Genomic DNA, 15319 nt, shown 5'->3' on the forward strand with positions numbered 1-15319 from the left:
TACGGCGACACCCTCCCCTCCCGGGACTTCCCGATGCTGGTGGACCAGTACCGGCTGGGCCGGCTGGACCTGGACGGGTTCGTCACCGAGCGCATCGGCCTGGGCGACGTCGAGGAGGCCTTCGCGAAGATGAAGGCCGGCACCGTGCTGCGCTCCGTCGTGGAGCTGGACCGCGCCGCGACCGGCGCGGAGCAGGTGGGTGACGCGCAGACCGGCGTGGCAGCACCGGCCGGAGCGGCCCGATGAGCGCGCGGCAGGCCGCCGCGCCGCGCACGGACGCCTCGGGCCGGGTCCGGGTGGAGCACCTGGTGACCTCGGGGACGTTCTCCCTGGACGGGGGCACCTGGGAGGTCGAGAACAACGTCTGGATCGTGGGCGACGACGAGCAGTGCGTGGTCATCGACCCGGCCCACGACCCGCAGAAGGTCATGGACGCCGTCGGCGGCCGGGCGGTGGCGGCCATCCTGCTCACCCACGGCCACGACGACCACATCCGCGCCGTCGTGGAGGTCGCCGAGGAGCTGCGGGCACCGGTGTACCTGCACCCGGACGACACGATGCTCTGGGAGCAGGTCCACCCGACCCGCCGCTTCGACCGGATCATCCGCGACGGGGACGTCTACACCGTGGGCGGGGTGCGCCTCACCGCGCTGCACACCCCGGGCCACTCGCCCGGCTCGGTGTGCTTCTCCGCGCCGGACCTGGGGGAGGGCGGGGTGCTGTTCTCCGGGGACACCCTCTTCCAGGGCGGTCCCGGGGCCACCGGCCGCTCGTACTCGGACTTCCCCACGATCGTCGACTCCATCCGCGAGCGGCTGCTCACCCTGCCGGAGTCCACGGAGGTGCTCACCGGCCACGGGGACACCACCACGATCGGGGCCGAGGCCCCGCACCTGCAGGAGTGGATCGACCGCGGCCACTGAGGCCGAGGAGGCCGCTCCGGGTGACCTCCCGGAGCACGACGACGACCGATCCCCGCGGAGGCGAACGCCTCCGCGGGGATCGGTCGTCGTCGCACCCGGGCCGGCTGGGTCGACGAACGCGCCGTCCTTCGGCGTGGTGTCGTGACGGCTCGAGGCCGGACACGTGCTTCACGCGGAAGGTTCTGGTGGCCTTCGAACGGATCGGGTCGGAGACTGTGAGGACGGTGCTGCACAGAGGGAGCATCGTCCGCGGCGCGGCCTCCGGTCCGCTCAGCGGCAGGCCGCACGAAGGAGACCCGCTCATGGATGTGCACGACCTCATCCCGGACACCCTCGCCCGCATCGCGGACAGCCTGGGGAACCAGCCGGACGCGGTGTGGGATCAGCCGTCCCTGTGCACGGGCTGGCGCGTGCGCGAGGTCGTCGCGCACGTCACGATGCCCGCCCGCATGGACGGCGACCAGTTCGCCCAGCAGATGGCGGCCATGGGCGGCGACTTCCAGCGGCTCTCGGACCACGTGGCGCAGCGCGATGGATCCCTGCCCGTCGGCGAGCACCTGGCGAACCTTCGCTCGAGGCGGCTGGCCGCGTGGGAACCGCCTGGGGGCGGGGCCATGGGCGCGCTCCACCACGCGGTCGTGCACGGCCTGGACATCACCAACGCGGTCGGGCTGGACCGTGCTTGCTCCGAGGAGGCGGCACTCGTAGTCCTGGACGGCCTGACCGACGGCGGCACCGCGCAGTTCTTCGGCACCGACCTGACAGGGGTCCGTCTGGTGGCCGTCGACCTCGGCTGGTCATGGGGTGAGGGCAGGGCCGTCTCCGCGCCCGCAGGCGAACTCATCTCGCTGATCTGTCACCGGGAGCTGCCGGACGGCCGCAGCCTCCGCTAGGGCGCGTACGACTGGGCAGCCGGTCCTGGGGCGGGCCGGGACGGCATGTCCGTGTCCACGCCTCAGGCCGTCGCACTCCCACCCGGTCGTCTGCTCGGGGCCGCCCGCCCCCGAGCAGACCGGCCGGCGGCTCAGCGCAGGACGACCGTGCGGTTGCCGTGCAGGATGACCCGGCCCTCGCAGTGCCACTTCACCGCGTTGGACAGGGCCTTGCACTCCGTGTCCCGCCCCGCGGCCACGAGGTCCTCCGGGCCGTGGGTGTGGTCCACGTCCACGAGCTGCTGGGCGATGATCGGGCCCTCGTCCAGCTCGGCGTTGACGTAGTGCGCCGTGGCGCCCACGGTCTTCACCCCACGGTCGTAGGCCTGGTGGTACGGCTTGGCGCCCTTGAAGCTGGGCAGGAACGAGTGGTGGATGTTGATCACCCGTCCCTCCATCCGGGTGGCCAGCGAGTCGCTGAGCACCTGCATGTAGCGGGCCAGGACCACGAGGTCCACCTCGAACCGGTCCACGAGCTCCAGCAGGCGGGCCTCGGCCTCGGGCTTGGTGTCCCGGGTGACGGGCACGTGGTAGAACGGGATGCCGTGCCACTCGACCAAGCGCTGGTGGTCCCGGTGGTTGGAGACCACCGCGACGATGTCCACGGGCAGGTCCCCGGTCCGGGCGCGGAAGAGCAGGTCGTTGAGGCAGTGCCCGAACTTGGAGACCATCACCAGCACGCGCCGCTTCGCCCCGTGCTCGCTGAGCTCCCAGCGCATGTCGAACCGCTCGGCCACCGGGGCCAGGTCCACCCGGAGGGTCTCGGGGTCGAGGCGGTCACCCGTGGACGAGGCGACGTGCACGCGCATGAAGAAGTGGCCGAGCCGCCGGTCGTCGAACTGCGTCAGTTCCACGATGTTGCAGCCGTGCTCCAGCAGCACGCCGCTGACGGCGTGCACGATCCCCGGCTTCTCGGGACAGTCGAGGGTCAGCACCAGCTCCGTCGTGGGCGGTGCCGCGGACGCGGCCTGCGGCTGCAGGAGCTGCTCAGCATTCGATGACGTTGACGGCCAGTCCACCACGGGAGGTCTCCTTGTACTTGATCTTCATGTCGTTGCCGGTCTCGCGCATGGTCTTGATGACCTGGTCGAGCGAGACCGTGTGCTCGCCGTCGCCCTGGAGGGCCAGGCGCGCGGCATTGATGGCCTTGACGGAGGCGATCGCGTTGCGCTCGATGCACGGGATCTGCACGAGCCCGCCCACCGGGTCGCAGGTCAGGCCCAGGTTGTGCTCCATCCCGACCTCGGCGGCGTTCTCCACCTGCTCCGGGGTGCCGCCGAGCACGGCGCACAGGCCCGCGGCGGCCATGGAGCAGGCCGATCCCACCTCGCCCTGGCAGCCCATCTCCGCGCCGGAGATGGAGGCGTTCTCCTTGATGAGGATGCCGACGGCGGCCGCCGTCAGCAGGAACTCCACCACGCCGTCCTCGTCCGCCCCGGCGATGAACCGGGCGTAGTAGTGCAGCACGGCGGGGATGATGCCCGCCGCCCCGTTGGTCGGGGCGGTCACGATCCGCCCGCCGGAGGCGTTCTCCTCGTTGACCGCCAGGGCGTAGAGGTTGATCCACTCCATGGCCTGCAGCGGATCGGACGCCGGCCGGACGGCACACGCGTCGGCGGCGGCCTCGGCCTCCTGGAGTCGGGCCCGCAGGCCCGGCGCCCGGCGGCGGACCTTCAACCCACCGGGCAGCCGGGCCTCCGTGCGGGTGCACCCGTTCTCCACGCACTCCTGCATGACCTCCCAGATGTGCAGCAGCGCCGCCCGGGTGGCCTCCACGGGACGCCAGGAGCGCTCGTTGGCGGCCATCACCTCGGCGATGCTCATTCCTTCGCGACGGCACACCTCCAGCAGCTGGTCCCCCGTGGTGAAGGGGTGCGCCACCTCCGTGCTGTCGGCCACCACCCGGTCGGCGCCGCTCGCGTCCCCGTCCACCACGAACCCGCCGCCCACCGAGTAGTAGGTGCGCTCCCGCAGCAGTTCGCCGTCCGCCCCGTGGGCGAAGAACGTCATGCCGTTGGGGTGCGCCGGCAGGGACTTGCGCCGGTGCATCACGACGTCCTCGGAACGGTCGAAGGGAACCGAGTGGGTCCCCGCCAGGCACAGCTGCCCCCGGTCCGTGCTGGCCCGCACCTGCTCGTCGGCCGTGTCGGTGTCCACGGTCTCCGGGTCCTCGCCCTGCAGGCCCAGGATCACGGCCTTGTCCGAACCGTGCCCGTGCCCGGTCGCGCCCAGGGAGCCGAACAGCTCGGCCCGGACTCGGGCGACCGCGTCGAGGAGGCCGTCACCGGCCAGCCCCTCCGTGAACAGCCGGGCGGCGCGCATCGGGCCCACCGTGTGGGACGAGGAGGGCCCGATGCCGACGGAGAACAGGTCCAGGACGGACAGGGCCATCAGGGCACCTCGGGAGAGGCGAACTCCGTCATCGCGTCCAGCAGCCACCGGGCGGTGTACTCGGCGAAGGAGGCCCGCGGCATGATCCGCCAGGTCAGCTCCGAGGTCCGCCACAGCAGCACCTGCACCGGGCCCAGGGTCGTGGCCACGGCGGTGCCGACCGCGAACGCCCGCGGGTGCAGGTCCAGATGGCAGTTCTTCTCGAGCACGGCGCGGGCCGAGGGCCCGGACAGCTCGAGCGTGGTGCGGTTGGCGGACAGGTCCACGGCCTGACCGGGCTCGGTGCCGAGGGCCCGGGCCAGTCCGGCGGCGGTGCCGGCGCCGTCGGTGCCCGCTTTCCGGAGGTCGGACCCCGCGGGGCCGACCTCCGCGGGCCCCACGCCCTCGGGACCGACGAGCAGGAACTCGTCGGGCCCGAGCCACAGGATCGCCGTGCCGTCCGGGGCGCCGGTGACCTGACCGTGGCCGCCCGGCAGGGGCAGCCCCGCCGTCGCGGTCACGGCCTCGGCCGCCGGGGTGCCGGGGACCACGCGCAGGCCCACCATGGTCAGGAACGGGATCTCGCGCAGGGCCACGCCCCGCTCGCCCGTCACGGTCTGCTCGTGCATCTGCTGCGCGAGGTGGGCGAGGGGGCTGCGGCGCAGGGTGGTGGTGTCGGTCAGGAGCTGCTCAGCCATCACGGCGGTTCCCTTCGGGGTCATAGAGCACGGGTTCTGCGATGACGACATCCACAAGCTGCCCGTCGAGCGGGGCCTGGAGCGTCTCACCGATGCGGTTGCGGCCGTTCTCCACCAGGGCGAGCCCGAAGGTCCGCTCCAGGGCGGCGCTGCGGTAGCTGGAGGTGACGTGCCCGACCATCGGGACCGGCCCCTGCTCCGGGGTGATGGGGGTGCCGTGGTCGATCAGCTGGGCGCCCTCCGGCAGCCGGAACGTCCGGTCCACCGGCAGGACCGCGACCAGCTGCTTGCGGTCCGGGCTGGTGGCGGACGGGCGGTCGTAGGAGCGCTTGCCGATGAACTCCTTGGTCTTGGACACCACCCAGTCCATCCCCAGGTCCTGCGGGGTGACGGTGCCGTCGGTGTCCTGGCCCACGATGGGGTAGGCCTTCTCCGCGCGCAGCACGTGCATGGTCTCGGTGCCGTAGGGGGTGATGCCGAACTCGGCGCCGGCCTCCGCGACGGACTCCCAGACCGACAGGCCGTACCAGGAGGAGACGTTGACCTCGAAGGCGAGTTCCCCGGAGAAGGAGATCCGGCAGACCCGCGCGGGGACCCCGGAGGCCAGGACGGTCTCGCGGAAGGCCATGAACGGGAACGCCTCGTTGGACACGTCCAGGTCCGGGGCGAGCTTCGCGATGACGGCCCGGGACTTCGGGCCGACGACGGCCACGGTGGTGTACTGCTCGGTGACCGAGGTGAACACCACGTCCAGCTCCGGCCACTCGGTCTGGGACCACTCCTCAAGCCACTCCAGGACCTTGGCCGCCCCACCGGTGGTGGTGGTCATGAAGTACCGGTCCTCGTCCAGGCGCAGGGTCACGCCGTCGTCGAAGACCATGCCGTCGGGGGTGCACATGACGCCGTAGCGGCCCATGCCGGGCTTGAGCTTCTTGAAGGCGTTGGTGTAGACGCGGTTGAGGAACTCCCCGGCGTCCTTGCCCCGGATCTCGATCTTGCCCAGGGTGGTGGCGTCCATGAAGCCGACGCTCGTCCGCACGGCGGCGCACTCGCGCAGCACCGCGGCGTCCATGTCCTCCCCGTCCTGGGCGTAGTACCAGGGCCGCTTCCACTGCCCGACGTCCTCGAACAGGGCCCCGTGGGCCACGTGCCAGGGGTGGATCGAGGTCAGCCGCGCCGGGTCGAACAGTTCGCCGCGCCGTCGTCCGGCCAGGGCCGTGAAGGCCACCGGGGTGTAGGGGGCGCGGTACGTGGTGGTGCCGATGCCCCCGACGTCGGTGCTCTTCAGGGCCGCGGCGATGACGCCGATGGCGTTGACCCCGGAGGTCTTGCCCTGGTCGTTGGCGGTGGAGATGGAGGTGTAGCGCTTGACGTGCTCGACGCTGCGCATGCCGGCGCCGGTCGAGCGCAGCACGTCGGCGACCGTCTGGTCGCGCTGGAGGTCCACGAAGTGGTGGGCCCAGTCGGCGGACCCGCCCTCGGGCCCGGGCACCAGCCACAGCTGCCGCACCGGCGAGGACTCCACGCTCTCCGCGTGCGGGGTCTCGGGCTGGGTCTCGAAGCCGGCCCGGCGGGCGGCCTCGGCGCCGGCGAGGGCGCCCTCGGTGAGGCACCACGCGAGGTCGGTGGTGCCGTTGACCGAGCCCGCGGTGTGCTGGTCCCGCACGGGGGCGGCCGGCACGAACGCCGCGAGGCGCTCGTCCCAGGTCAGCTTTCCCTGCCGCTGGCTGTGCAGGTGGACCACCGGGGTCCACCCGCCCGAGACGGCGAGCAGATCCGTGTCCACGGTCGTGGTGGGGCCGGCCGGCGTGCCGGACCCGTCGAGCGCGGCGACCGTGACGGCGCTGATGCGCCCGTGCTCGCCGTCGCCGGCGGTGTCCACCACGGCGCTGCCGGGGAACAGGCGCACGCCGGTGCTCCCGGCGATCTCGGCGGCCCGGCCGTGGAGCTCCGGGCGGGAGTCGACCACGGCCGCGACGCGCACCCCGGCGGCGACGAGGTCGGCCACCAGGTCGTAGGCGGAGTCGTTCGTGGTGGTCACGACCACCGACGTGCCGGCGGCCACCGCGTAGCGGTTGAGGTAGGTGCGCACCGCGCCGGCGAGCATGATGCCGGGGCGGTCGTTGTTGGCGAACACCACCGGGCGCTCGTGGGCGCCGGTGGCCAACACGACCTGCTGCGCCCGCACGTGCCAGATCCGCTCCCGGGACACCCCGGCCCCGGGGGCCTCGGCGAGGTGGCCGGTGCGCCGCTGGACGGCGACGACGTAGTTGCTGTCGTAGTTGCCGAACGCCGTGGTGCGGTGCAGGACCGTGACCTCCGGGGCCGCCTCGAGGGCGGCGAGGGATTCGGCCACCCAGGTGCGGGCGGGCAGGCCGTCGACGACGTCGTCGCGGCCCGACAGCAGGGAGCCACCGGCCTGCGGCTGCTCGTCCATGAGGATCACGCGGGCCCCGGTGCGGGCGGCCTCCCGGGCGGCGGCCAGGCCCGCGGGCCCGGCGCCGACGACGAGGACGTCGGTGTGCACGTGCTTGTGGTCGTAGACGGCCTCGTCCTTGCGGGGGTCGAGCTGTCCGAGCCCGCGCAGGTAGCTCGCCCGCAGCCCGTCGGTCAGCTCCACCGTGGTGGCCGGGAGCATGGACTCGTCGACGTCGGCCCCGGTGCGCGCGGCGACCTTGACCAGGGCGTTGGGCTCCTCCACGCCGGCGGACACGATCCCGCGCGGACGGCCCAGGTACAACGAGTCGCCGCAGTGGATGCGCCCCGCGGCCAACAGGGCCGAGGCCAGGGTGTCACCGGCGTACCCGGTGTGCTCCTGCCCGTCGACGGTGAAGCGCACCGGCGTCGTGCGGTCGATGCTGCCGGCGGCACTCTGCTGCGCCGGCAGGCGGTGGGTCTGAGCGCTCACTTGACGCCTCCGATCTCGGGCTTGGGCTCGCCCATCCTGTAGACGGCCTTGATCTCATAGGTCACGGTGTCGCGGACGACGTTGAACCAGCGGCGGCAGCCGACGGCGTGGGCCCACCGCTCGGCGATCAGGCCCTTGGGGTTGTTGCGGTAGAAGAGGTACTCCGCCCACTCCTTGTCGGAGAGCTGGCTGGGGTCCTCGGGGTAGGGCACGTGGGCCTCCCCGCCGTACTGGTACTCGGTCTCGTCGCGGAGCCCGCAGTTGGGGCACTCGATCAGCAGCATGGTGGTCCGGCCTCCTAGTGGGCCACGGCGGCGGCGCCGTGCTCGTCGATGAGGACCCCGGTCTCGAACCGCTCCAGGGCGAAGGGCTCGTTGAGGGGATGGGGCTCGTCGTTGGCGATGGTGTGGGCGAAGGAGTAGCCGGCTCCGGGAGTTCCCTTGAACCCGCCGGTTCCCCAGCCGCAGTTGACGTACATCTGGTCCACGGGCGTCTTGGAGACGATCGGCGAGGCGTCCAGGGTGACGTCGACGATGCCGCCCCAGGTCCGCAGCACGTGGGCGCGGGCGAAGATCGGGAAGAGCTCCACCGCGGCCGCCATCTGGTCCTCGATGACGTGGAAGGCGCCCCGCTGGCCGTAGCCGTTGTAGGCGTCCACGCCGGCGCCCATGACGAGCTCGCCCTTGTGGGCCTGGGAGACGTAGACGTGCACGTGGTTGGACATCACCACGGTCGGGTGCACGGGCTCGTGCAGCTCCGAGACCAGGGCCTGCAGCGGGTGGGACTGGATCGGCAGCCGGAACCCGGCGAGCTCCGCCAGGACCGAGGAGTGACCGGCTCCGCAGAGCCCCACCTTGCCGGTGTTGATCCTGCCCCGGTTGGTCTCCACCGCCACCACCCGGTCGCCGTCCTTGACGAAGCCGGTGACCTCGCAGTTCTGGATGATGTCCACGCCCATCTCGTCGCACTTGCGGGCGAAGGCCCACGCCACGTGGTCGTGCTTGGCGATGCCCGCGCGCGGCTGGTAGGTCGCCCCCATCACGGGGTAGCGGATGTCGTCACCGATGTTGATGATCGGGCACAGCTCCTTGACCTGCTCCGGGCTGATCCACTCCGCGTCGATGCCGTTGAGCTTGTTCGCGTTGACCCGGCGCACGGACTCCCGGACGTCGCCCAGGGTGTGCGCCAGGTTCATCACTCCGCGCTGGGAGAAGAGGAAGTCGTACTCCAGCTCCTCGGGCAGGATCTCCCAGAGCTTCAGGGAGTGCTCGTACATCGCCGCGGACTCGTCCCACAGGTAGTTGGAGCGGATGATCGTGGTGTTCCGCGCCATGTTCCCGCCGGCCAGCCAGCCCCGCTCCAGCACCGCGATGTTGGTCATGCCGTGGTTCTTGGCCAGGTAGTAGGCGGTCGCGAGCCCGTGCCCGCCGCCGCCGACGATCACGGCGTCGTAGGAGGGCTTGGGGTCCGGGTTGTGCCAGAGGAAGTCCGGGTGCTCCGGCAGCAGATCAGCCATCAGAGGGCTCCGTTCAGGACGGGAGTGGACAGGTTCGGGTAGAGCGGGAACCGCTCGGCCAGGGCGGCCACCCGGTCGCGCAGCTGCGCGGTGATCTCCTCCGTGAGCTCACCGGTCAGAGCCGCGGCGATGATGTCGGCGACCTCGGTGAACTCCTCGGCCCCGAAGCCGCGAGTGGCCAGGGCCGGGGTGCCGATGCGCAGCCCGGAGGAGACCATCGGCGGACGCGGGTCGAAGGGGACGGCGTTGCGGTTGACCGTGATGCCCACGCGGTGCAGGCGGTCCTCGCCCTGCTGCCCGTCGAGCTCGGAGTCCCGCAGGTCCACCAGCACCAGGTGCACGTCGGTGCCACCGCTGACGAGGTTGATCCCGGTGGCCATGACGTCCGGGGACAGCAGCCGGGTGGCCAGGATCTTGGCGCCCTCCAGGGTGCGCGCCTGACGGTCGGCGAACTCCTCGGTCGCGGCGTACTTGAAGGCCACGGCCTTGGCTGCGATCACGTGCTCGAGGGGCCCGCCCTGCTGGCCCGGGAAGACCGCGGAGTTGATCTTCTTCGCCAGTTCCTGCTTGGACAGGATCACGCCGCCGCGCGGACCGCCGAGGGTCTTGTGGGTGGTCGTGGTCACCACGTCGGCGTGCGGAACGGGGTTGGGGTGCAGCCCGGCGGCAACCAGCCCGGCGAAGTGGGCCATGTCCACCATCAGGTAGGCACCGACCTGGTCGGCGATGCGGCGGAAGGCGGCGAAGTCCAGCTGCCGGGTGTAGGCCGACCACCCGGCGACGATGAGCTTGGGCCGGTGCTCGAGCGCGAGGCGCTCGACCTCGGCCATGTCGATGCGGTGGTCCTGCTCGGAGACGCCGTAGGCGGCGACCTTGTAGAGCTTGCCGGAGAAGTTCAGCTTCATCCCGTGAGTGAGGTGCCCGCCGTGGGCGAGGTTCAGGCCCAGGATGGTGTCCCCCGGGTCCAGCAGCGCCGACATGGCGGCGGCGTTGGCCTGGGCGCCCGAGTGGGGCTGGACGTTGGCGGCCTCGGCGCCGAACAGTGCCTTGAGGCGGTCGATCGCCAGCTGCTCGACGACGTCGACGTGCTCGCAGCCGCCGTAGTAGCGCCGGCCGGGGTAGCCCTCGGCGTACTTGTTGGTCAGCACCGAGCCCTGCGCCTCCATCACCGACACGGGGGCGAAGTTCTCCGAGGCGATCATCTCCAGCGTGGACTGCTGGCGGACCAGCTCCTGGTCGATGGCCGCCGCGATCTCCGGGTCGGCTTCGGCCAGGTGAGTGTTCAGATCGGGCATCCCTGAGCTCCTAAACGGATCGCATTCCAATGCTGATACGAGTTTGATATATCAGCTGTGGTTCAAAGGTATGCTAGGGGTCACAGGGTGTCAATGGATGACGGAGCCCCGTCGACAACCGCAGCGCAGGCCGCGATCCACCGGCCTCGATCCAGGAGGGAAGTCATGAGCGCCATCACCACCGAGTACGGTCCAGAGGCCCCCGTGTCGCTGGCAGACCAGGCCTACGGGCGGTTGCGCGACCGCTTGACCATGCTCGAGATCCGTCCGGGCGCCATGATCCACGACGCGCTCCTCGCCTCCGAGATGGGCATCGGCAGGACTCCGATCCGGGAGGCGCTGAAGCGGCTGGAGACGGACCACCTGGTGGTCTCCTATCCCCGGAGGGGGACGTTCGCCACGCAGGTGGACATCACGGCCCTGTCCGACGTCTCCGAGCTCCGCCGGCACCTCGAGCCGCTCGCCGCGCACAAGGCCGCCCTGTCGGCTCCGCCGGCCGTGCGGCAGCAGATGCAGGATCTGGCCCGCACCCTCGAGGAACTCGACGGCGGCGAGTCGACGAACCGCACGTTCATGCGCGCGGACCTCGACGTGCACCGTCTGATCTACCGTGCCGCGGGCAACGACCACCTCGAGGAGACGCTGGTGCGGCTGGACAACCTCGCCACCCGCATCTGGTGCCTCGTCCTGGACCGGGTGCCCGGGGTCTCCGGGCACGTGCACGAGCACGTGCAGCTGCTGGAGGCGATCGCCGCCGGGCGCGCCGACGAGGCCGCCGGTCTCGCCCTCGACCACGTCACCAGCTTCGAGCGGACCATGCGGGTCGTGCTGTGAACCCGTCCGGCCGCGGGGGGCTCCTCCGCCACGGCGACGGCTCCGAGGACCCGACGGGACACCGGGCACACGAATCGAGCCGCATCCGGTGGGATGTGACGCTACGGTAGGGGAAAGGCCCTTCCAGGAGGAGTCCGCTCGCGGTGGCTCCCTGACGCCGACGGAAAGTGCACACCACGCCATGTCCACCACGCCCCTCCACGCCCAGGGCGAGCCGCTCTCCCTGGCCGACCAGGCGTTCCTGCAGCTGCAGGACCGGCTGATCTTCCTGGACATCCCCCCGGGAGCCCCTCTCAACGAGGGACGTCTCTCGCAGGAGCTGCAGCTCGGGCGGACACCGCTGCGCGAGGCGCTCAAACGGCTCGAGTCCGAACACCTGGTGGTCACGTACTCCCGTCGTGGGACGTTCGCCACCACCGTGGACATCACCGCGCTGTCGGAGATCTCGCAGGTCCGTGAGGTGCTGGAGCCCCTCGCCGCCCGGCTGGCGGCCGAACGGCGCGGCGGGGACTCCCGGCCCCAGCTGGAGGAACTGCGGGATCTGCTGACGAGTCCGGGCAGCGAGCGGCTGCCCAAGGACGAGGCGCTGCGCTGGGACGTGCGCATCCACCGGGCGATCTACGCGGCGGCCGGCAACTCCCACCTGCAGGTCACGCTGGAGCGTTACAGCAACCTGGCCACCCGCATCTGGTGCGTGGTGGCGGACCGCATTCCCGAGCTGCAGGAGCACATCACCGTCCACAGCGCCCTGCTGAGCGCTGTCCTGGCGGGCGACGCCGAGGAGGCCGGCACGATCATGCTCCACCACGTCCAGGACTTCGAGACGCAGATCCGACAGGTGCTCTGACTCCCGCGAGCACCGCTGGGCGCTGCCGGCGGTGCCCGCGGGAGTCAGTGCCCCGGTCCGGCGGTCAGAGCGTGGCGCCCGTCGCGGGCGTCCGAGTGGCGGACAGCGCGTCGCTGAGTCGCAGCGCCGCCTGCGTCGTGTGCAGCACGAGAAGAGCGGTCGTCACCGTGCCCACACCGCCGGGGACCGGCGTGAGGGCCGCCGCCACCTCGGTGGTCGAGACGGGCTCCACATCGCCGACCAGGTCGCCGTTGTCGAGGACGTTGGTGCCGACGTCGATGACCACCGCTCCGGAGCGGACGTGCTCCCCGGTGAGCAGGCCCGGCCGGCCCACCGCCGCGACGACGATCTCGGCCTCGGAGGTGTACCGCTCGAGCGGCCGGGAGCGGGAGTGGCAGACGGTGACGGTGGCGTCGCGCTGCAGCAGGAGCTGCAGCAGCGGCTTGCCGACGACCGCAGAGCGACCCACCACCGAGACGTGGCGGCCGGCGACGGGCACCTCGTAGTGCTCCAGGATCTCGACCACCGCCCGGGCCGTCGCGGGGGCGAAGGCATCCTGTCCCACGGTCAGGCGTCCCAGGCTCAGGGGGTTGGCCCCGTCGACGTCCTTGGCGGCACTGATGCGGGACACCAGCCCGTCCCCGTCCACGCCCGGTGGCAGCGGGGTCTGCAGGATGATCCCGTGGACGTCCTCGTCCGCACTGAGCAGTGCGAGCGTCGAGGCGAGCTCGTCCTCACCGGCGTCCGCCCCGAGGTCGACGACCGTGCAGTGCACGCCCGCCTTGTCGGCGGCCCGCGCGATGGAGCGGACGTACCACAGGGTCGCCTCGTTGTCGGTGGCCACCACGACCGCCAGCCCGGGGACCACCCCGCGGTGGCGCAGCGTGGTGACGTTGTCCTCGGTCTCGGCCCGCAGCCGCTGTGCGACGGGGGCCCCGGTCAGCCGACGCGCGGTCATGCCATCACCTTCTCGCGCACGCGGTCGGTCACGGACTGGGCGGACAGGACGGCGTCGTGGCCGTCCTGGAGTCCGTCCGTGAACTCCGCCCGGGTCTTCTCGTCCGTGATCGCGCTGATGTTCATGTCCAGCGTGATCAGGGCCGTGGCGATGGCGGCCCGGGCCGCCTCGGAAGCGGCGGCCACGTCGCTGATCACATGGGGGTTGCTGAACTCGGCCAGCTCCCGGCCCAGGTCGATCACCTCCGTGGCCAGGCCGATCAGCGCCCGCGGAGGTGCGGCCGCCGCGATCGTGGCCTGCTGGATGGCCTCGGAACGAGCGGCTCGGTCCTCCTCCGAGGCCGAGGGCAGGCGGTAGGCGGCGATCACGGCCGCGAAGGCCTTCTCGTCGTCGTCGGCCAGCTGCAGCGCCTCCGGGATGATGCCGTCGGCGCGGGCGGCGATCCGGAGGGACCGCTCTTCGTGCTGGGCGTACCGCGCACCGGTGGTGTAGCGCGCCACCATGGCGATCAGGGCAGCCCCCTGGGCCGCGTGCAGCGCCGCGGCCGCCCCGCCCCCGGGCGTGGGCTCCCGGGAGGCCAGGCGCTCCAGGTAGTCGTTGAGGGTCTCCGAACCGATCATGGTCTGTTTCCTTCGGTGGGTGCTGCTGGACAGCGACGGATGCCGGTGGATCCGGCCGGTGCAGGGGAGGCTGCGGCCCCGCACCCGGTGGCGAAGCAGGATCGGGGCCGCAGGTCCGGTGGGACGGTGCCGCGGGCCGGCGGGACCCGGCCGCGCGGTCGCGTCGTCCCCGGTCGTGGGGGGGGGTCATCATCCCCGGGAAGCCCGTGCTCGAGCGCTCGGGACGACGGCCGGGGCGGTGCGGCTCAGCGGAAGACGACGGTGCTGGTGCCCTCCAGGAGCACGCGGTGCTCGCAGTGCCAGCGGACCGCGCGGGAGAGGGCCAGCGCCTCGGCGTCCTGTCCCACGGTGGAGAGGGCCCGCGGGTCGTAGGTGTGGTCCACCCGGATGACCTCCTGCTCGATGATCGGTCCCTCGTCCAGGTCGGCCGTGACGTAGTGAGCGGTGGCGCCGACCAGCTTCACGCCCCGCTCGTAGGCCTGGTGGTAGGGACGGGCTCCCTTGAACCCCGGCAGGAAGGAGTGGTGGATGTTGATGGCCCGCCCCGCCAGCGCGCGGCACAGGTCGTCCGAGAGGATCTGCATGTAGCGCGCCAGCACCACGAGGTCGATGTCGTGCTCCTCGACCAGCTCCAGCAGACGCTGCTCCGCCGCCTCCTTGGTGGCCGGGGAGACGGGGACGTGGAGGAAGGGCAGGCCCGCCGCCTCGGCCATGGGGCGGAGATCCTCGTGGTTGGAGACCACCAGGGCGATCTCTCCCCCGAGACCGCCGGCCCGCCACCGGAAGATCAGGTCGTTGAGGCAGTGACCGCCCTTGGACACCATGACCAGCATGCGGGGCGGCGTCTGGTCGTGGAGGCGATACCTCATGCCGAACCGGTCGGCGATGGCGGCGAAGTTCGTCTCCATCGTCTCGAGGCGCAGTTCGTCCGGGCCGGTGAACGCGGTGCGCAGATGGACGACGCCGTGCACGGGGTCGTCGAACTGCTGGTGCTCCTTGATGTTGGCCCCGTGGGCGAGGAGGAACTCCGTGACGGCGTGGACGATCCCCACCTGGTCCTGGCAGGTGATCGTCAGCACGAACTGGGGGAGTGTCCTCCCGCCGGGCGCCGCCGTGGGGGCCACGCTCGGCTGCACGGAGGAGGGAAGGGTGTCTACGGCGGTCATGGAAGGCTCCTGCCTGGATGTGCGTCTACTGGGGATGGCTGACGTGCCGGTGAGCCGTGCGGTCCGGCCGGGCCGGGGCGGCGCCGTGCGGTCCGGCGTGGCGCTCCGGCCGGGCCGGGCCCCGGCAGCCCGTGAGCTCCGGGACCCGGCCGGTGGACCGGCGGGTGCTCAGGCGCCCGTGGTGGGGACGACGTCGCCGACTTTGTCGGTGATCCAGTCGTGGAAGGCGCCGATGTGGTGTTCGGAGGGCAC

The 15319-nt window shown here is 71.8% G+C and carries 14 protein-coding genes and 1 pseudogene; 5 read left to right on the plus strand and 10 right to left on the minus strand.

The window, feature by feature from the left end:
* From ACFYE3_RS18680 to ACFYE3_RS18690, 3 genes and pseudogenes are all read left to right on the plus strand, one after another.
* A pseudogene (locus tag ACFYE3_RS18680) lies at positions 1-246 on the plus strand (S-(hydroxymethyl)mycothiol dehydrogenase); the annotation flags it as partial.
* Positions 243-923, plus strand: coding sequence for an MBL fold metallo-hydrolase (locus tag ACFYE3_RS18685; protein WP_387611875.1), 681 nt, complete (start codon positions 243-245; stop codon positions 921-923). The pseudogene ACFYE3_RS18680 and the gene ACFYE3_RS18685, both read left to right, overlap by 4 nt.
* A 302-nt stretch (positions 924-1225) precedes the next feature.
* The gene (locus tag ACFYE3_RS18690; protein ID WP_387611878.1) at positions 1226-1816 is read left to right on the plus strand and encodes a maleylpyruvate isomerase family mycothiol-dependent enzyme; all 591 of its coding nucleotides are present in this window, start codon (positions 1226-1228) and stop codon (positions 1814-1816) included.
* Between the two features lie 131 nt (positions 1817-1947).
* On the opposite strand, the gene purU (ACFYE3_RS18695) is transcribed toward ACFYE3_RS18690, so the two are convergent.
* The 7 genes from purU (ACFYE3_RS18695) to glyA are packed head-to-tail and all read right to left on the minus strand — an operon-like array spanning position 1948 to position 10642.
* Entirely contained in the window at positions 1948-2835 is an 888-nt protein-coding gene (gene purU / locus ACFYE3_RS18695; protein WP_387611910.1) for a formyltetrahydrofolate deformylase, read from the minus strand.
* Positions 2836-2842: 7 nt separating this feature from the next.
* Positions 2843-4246 (minus strand): L-serine ammonia-lyase, encoded by a 1404-nt coding sequence (locus ACFYE3_RS18700; RefSeq protein ID WP_387611881.1) that lies wholly within the window; start codon positions 4244-4246, stop codon positions 2843-2845.
* Positions 4246-4923: a sarcosine oxidase subunit gamma gene (locus tag ACFYE3_RS18705; protein ID WP_387611884.1), complete on the minus strand. Its 678-nt coding sequence runs from the start codon at positions 4921-4923 to the stop codon at positions 4246-4248. Before ACFYE3_RS18705 ends, ACFYE3_RS18700 begins: the two co-directional genes overlap by 1 nt.
* Complete coding sequence (locus ACFYE3_RS18710; RefSeq protein ID WP_387611887.1) at positions 4916-7831, minus strand: sarcosine oxidase subunit alpha family protein; 2916 nt, start codon at positions 7829-7831, stop codon at positions 4916-4918. The genes ACFYE3_RS18705 and ACFYE3_RS18710 overlap by 8 nt, the downstream gene beginning before the upstream one ends.
* The gene (locus ACFYE3_RS18715) at positions 7828-8115 is read right to left on the minus strand and encodes a sarcosine oxidase subunit delta (protein WP_133409846.1); all 288 of its coding nucleotides are present in this window, start codon (positions 8113-8115) and stop codon (positions 7828-7830) included. The genes ACFYE3_RS18710 and ACFYE3_RS18715 overlap by 4 nt, the downstream gene beginning before the upstream one ends.
* Positions 8116-8129: 14 nt before the next feature.
* Positions 8130-9347: a sarcosine oxidase subunit beta family protein gene (locus ACFYE3_RS18720; RefSeq protein ID WP_368823456.1), complete on the minus strand. Its 1218-nt coding sequence runs from the start codon at positions 9345-9347 to the stop codon at positions 8130-8132.
* Positions 9347-10642, minus strand: coding sequence for a serine hydroxymethyltransferase (glyA, locus tag ACFYE3_RS18725; RefSeq protein ID WP_387611892.1), 1296 nt, complete (start codon positions 10640-10642; stop codon positions 9347-9349). Before glyA ends, ACFYE3_RS18720 begins: the two co-directional genes overlap by 1 nt.
* Before the next feature lie 165 nt (positions 10643-10807).
* Between glyA and ACFYE3_RS18730 the strand changes: the two genes are divergently transcribed.
* Both ACFYE3_RS18730 and ACFYE3_RS18735 read left to right on the plus strand, forming a co-directional pair.
* On the plus strand, positions 10808-11476 hold the full coding sequence (locus ACFYE3_RS18730) for a GntR family transcriptional regulator (RefSeq protein ID WP_387611895.1): 669 nt from the start codon (positions 10808-10810) through the stop codon (positions 11474-11476).
* A 181-nt stretch (positions 11477-11657) separates the two neighbouring features.
* Complete coding sequence (locus ACFYE3_RS18735) at positions 11658-12323, plus strand: GntR family transcriptional regulator (protein ID WP_387611898.1); 666 nt, start codon at positions 11658-11660, stop codon at positions 12321-12323.
* Positions 12324-12387: 64 nt separating this feature from the next.
* On the opposite strand, the gene ACFYE3_RS18740 is transcribed toward ACFYE3_RS18735, so the two are convergent.
* From ACFYE3_RS18740 to purU (ACFYE3_RS18750), 3 genes are all read right to left on the minus strand, one after another.
* Positions 12388-13281, minus strand: a complete 894-nt coding sequence (locus tag ACFYE3_RS18740; RefSeq protein WP_387611901.1) for a bifunctional 5,10-methylenetetrahydrofolate dehydrogenase/5,10-methenyltetrahydrofolate cyclohydrolase — start codon at positions 13279-13281, stop codon at positions 12388-12390.
* Positions 13278-13901, minus strand: coding sequence for a cyclodeaminase/cyclohydrolase family protein (locus ACFYE3_RS18745; RefSeq protein WP_387611904.1), 624 nt, complete (start codon positions 13899-13901; stop codon positions 13278-13280). Before ACFYE3_RS18745 ends, ACFYE3_RS18740 begins: the two co-directional genes overlap by 4 nt.
* Before the next feature lie 245 nt (positions 13902-14146).
* On the minus strand, positions 14147-15067 hold the full coding sequence (purU, locus tag ACFYE3_RS18750) for a formyltetrahydrofolate deformylase (protein WP_387611907.1): 921 nt from the start codon (positions 15065-15067) through the stop codon (positions 14147-14149).
* Positions 15068-15319: the final 252 nt, after the last annotated feature.

The organism is Kocuria arenosa (assembly GCF_042879215.1).
In the GTDB taxonomy this organism is placed as follows: Bacteria; Actinomycetota; Actinomycetes; order Actinomycetales; family Micrococcaceae; genus Kocuria; species Kocuria arenosa.

Excerpts from the sequence above, each read along its gene's own strand:
- ACFYE3_RS18685 (WP_387611875.1), top strand. The coding sequence starts at position 243 with ATGAGCGCGCGGCAGGCCGCCGCGCCGCGCACGGACGCCTCGGGCCGG.
- ACFYE3_RS18690 (WP_387611878.1), top strand. The coding sequence starts at position 1,226 with ATGGATGTGCACGACCTCATCCCGGACACCCTCGCCCGCATCGCGGAC.
- ACFYE3_RS18700 (WP_387611881.1), bottom strand. The coding sequence starts at position 4,246 with ATGGCCCTGTCCGTCCTGGACCTGTTCTCCGTCGGCATCGGGCCCTCC.
- ACFYE3_RS18705 (WP_387611884.1), bottom strand. The coding sequence starts at position 4,923 with ATGGCTGAGCAGCTCCTGACCGACACCACCACCCTGCGCCGCAGCCCC.
- ACFYE3_RS18715 (WP_133409846.1), bottom strand. The coding sequence starts at position 8,115 with ATGCTGCTGATCGAGTGCCCCAACTGCGGGCTCCGCGACGAGACCGAG.
- ACFYE3_RS18720 (WP_368823456.1), bottom strand. The coding sequence starts at position 9,347 with ATGGCTGATCTGCTGCCGGAGCACCCGGACTTCCTCTGGCACAACCCG.
- glyA (WP_387611892.1), bottom strand. The coding sequence starts at position 10,642 with ATGCCCGATCTGAACACTCACCTGGCCGAAGCCGACCCGGAGATCGCG.
- ACFYE3_RS18730 (WP_387611895.1), top strand. The coding sequence starts at position 10,808 with ATGAGCGCCATCACCACCGAGTACGGTCCAGAGGCCCCCGTGTCGCTG.
- ACFYE3_RS18735 (WP_387611898.1), top strand. The coding sequence starts at position 11,658 with ATGTCCACCACGCCCCTCCACGCCCAGGGCGAGCCGCTCTCCCTGGCC.
- ACFYE3_RS18740 (WP_387611901.1), bottom strand. The coding sequence starts at position 13,281 with ATGACCGCGCGTCGGCTGACCGGGGCCCCCGTCGCACAGCGGCTGCGG.
- ACFYE3_RS18745 (WP_387611904.1), bottom strand. The coding sequence starts at position 13,901 with ATGATCGGTTCGGAGACCCTCAACGACTACCTGGAGCGCCTGGCCTCC.
- purU (WP_387611907.1), bottom strand. The coding sequence starts at position 15,067 with ATGACCGCCGTAGACACCCTTCCCTCCTCCGTGCAGCCGAGCGTGGCC.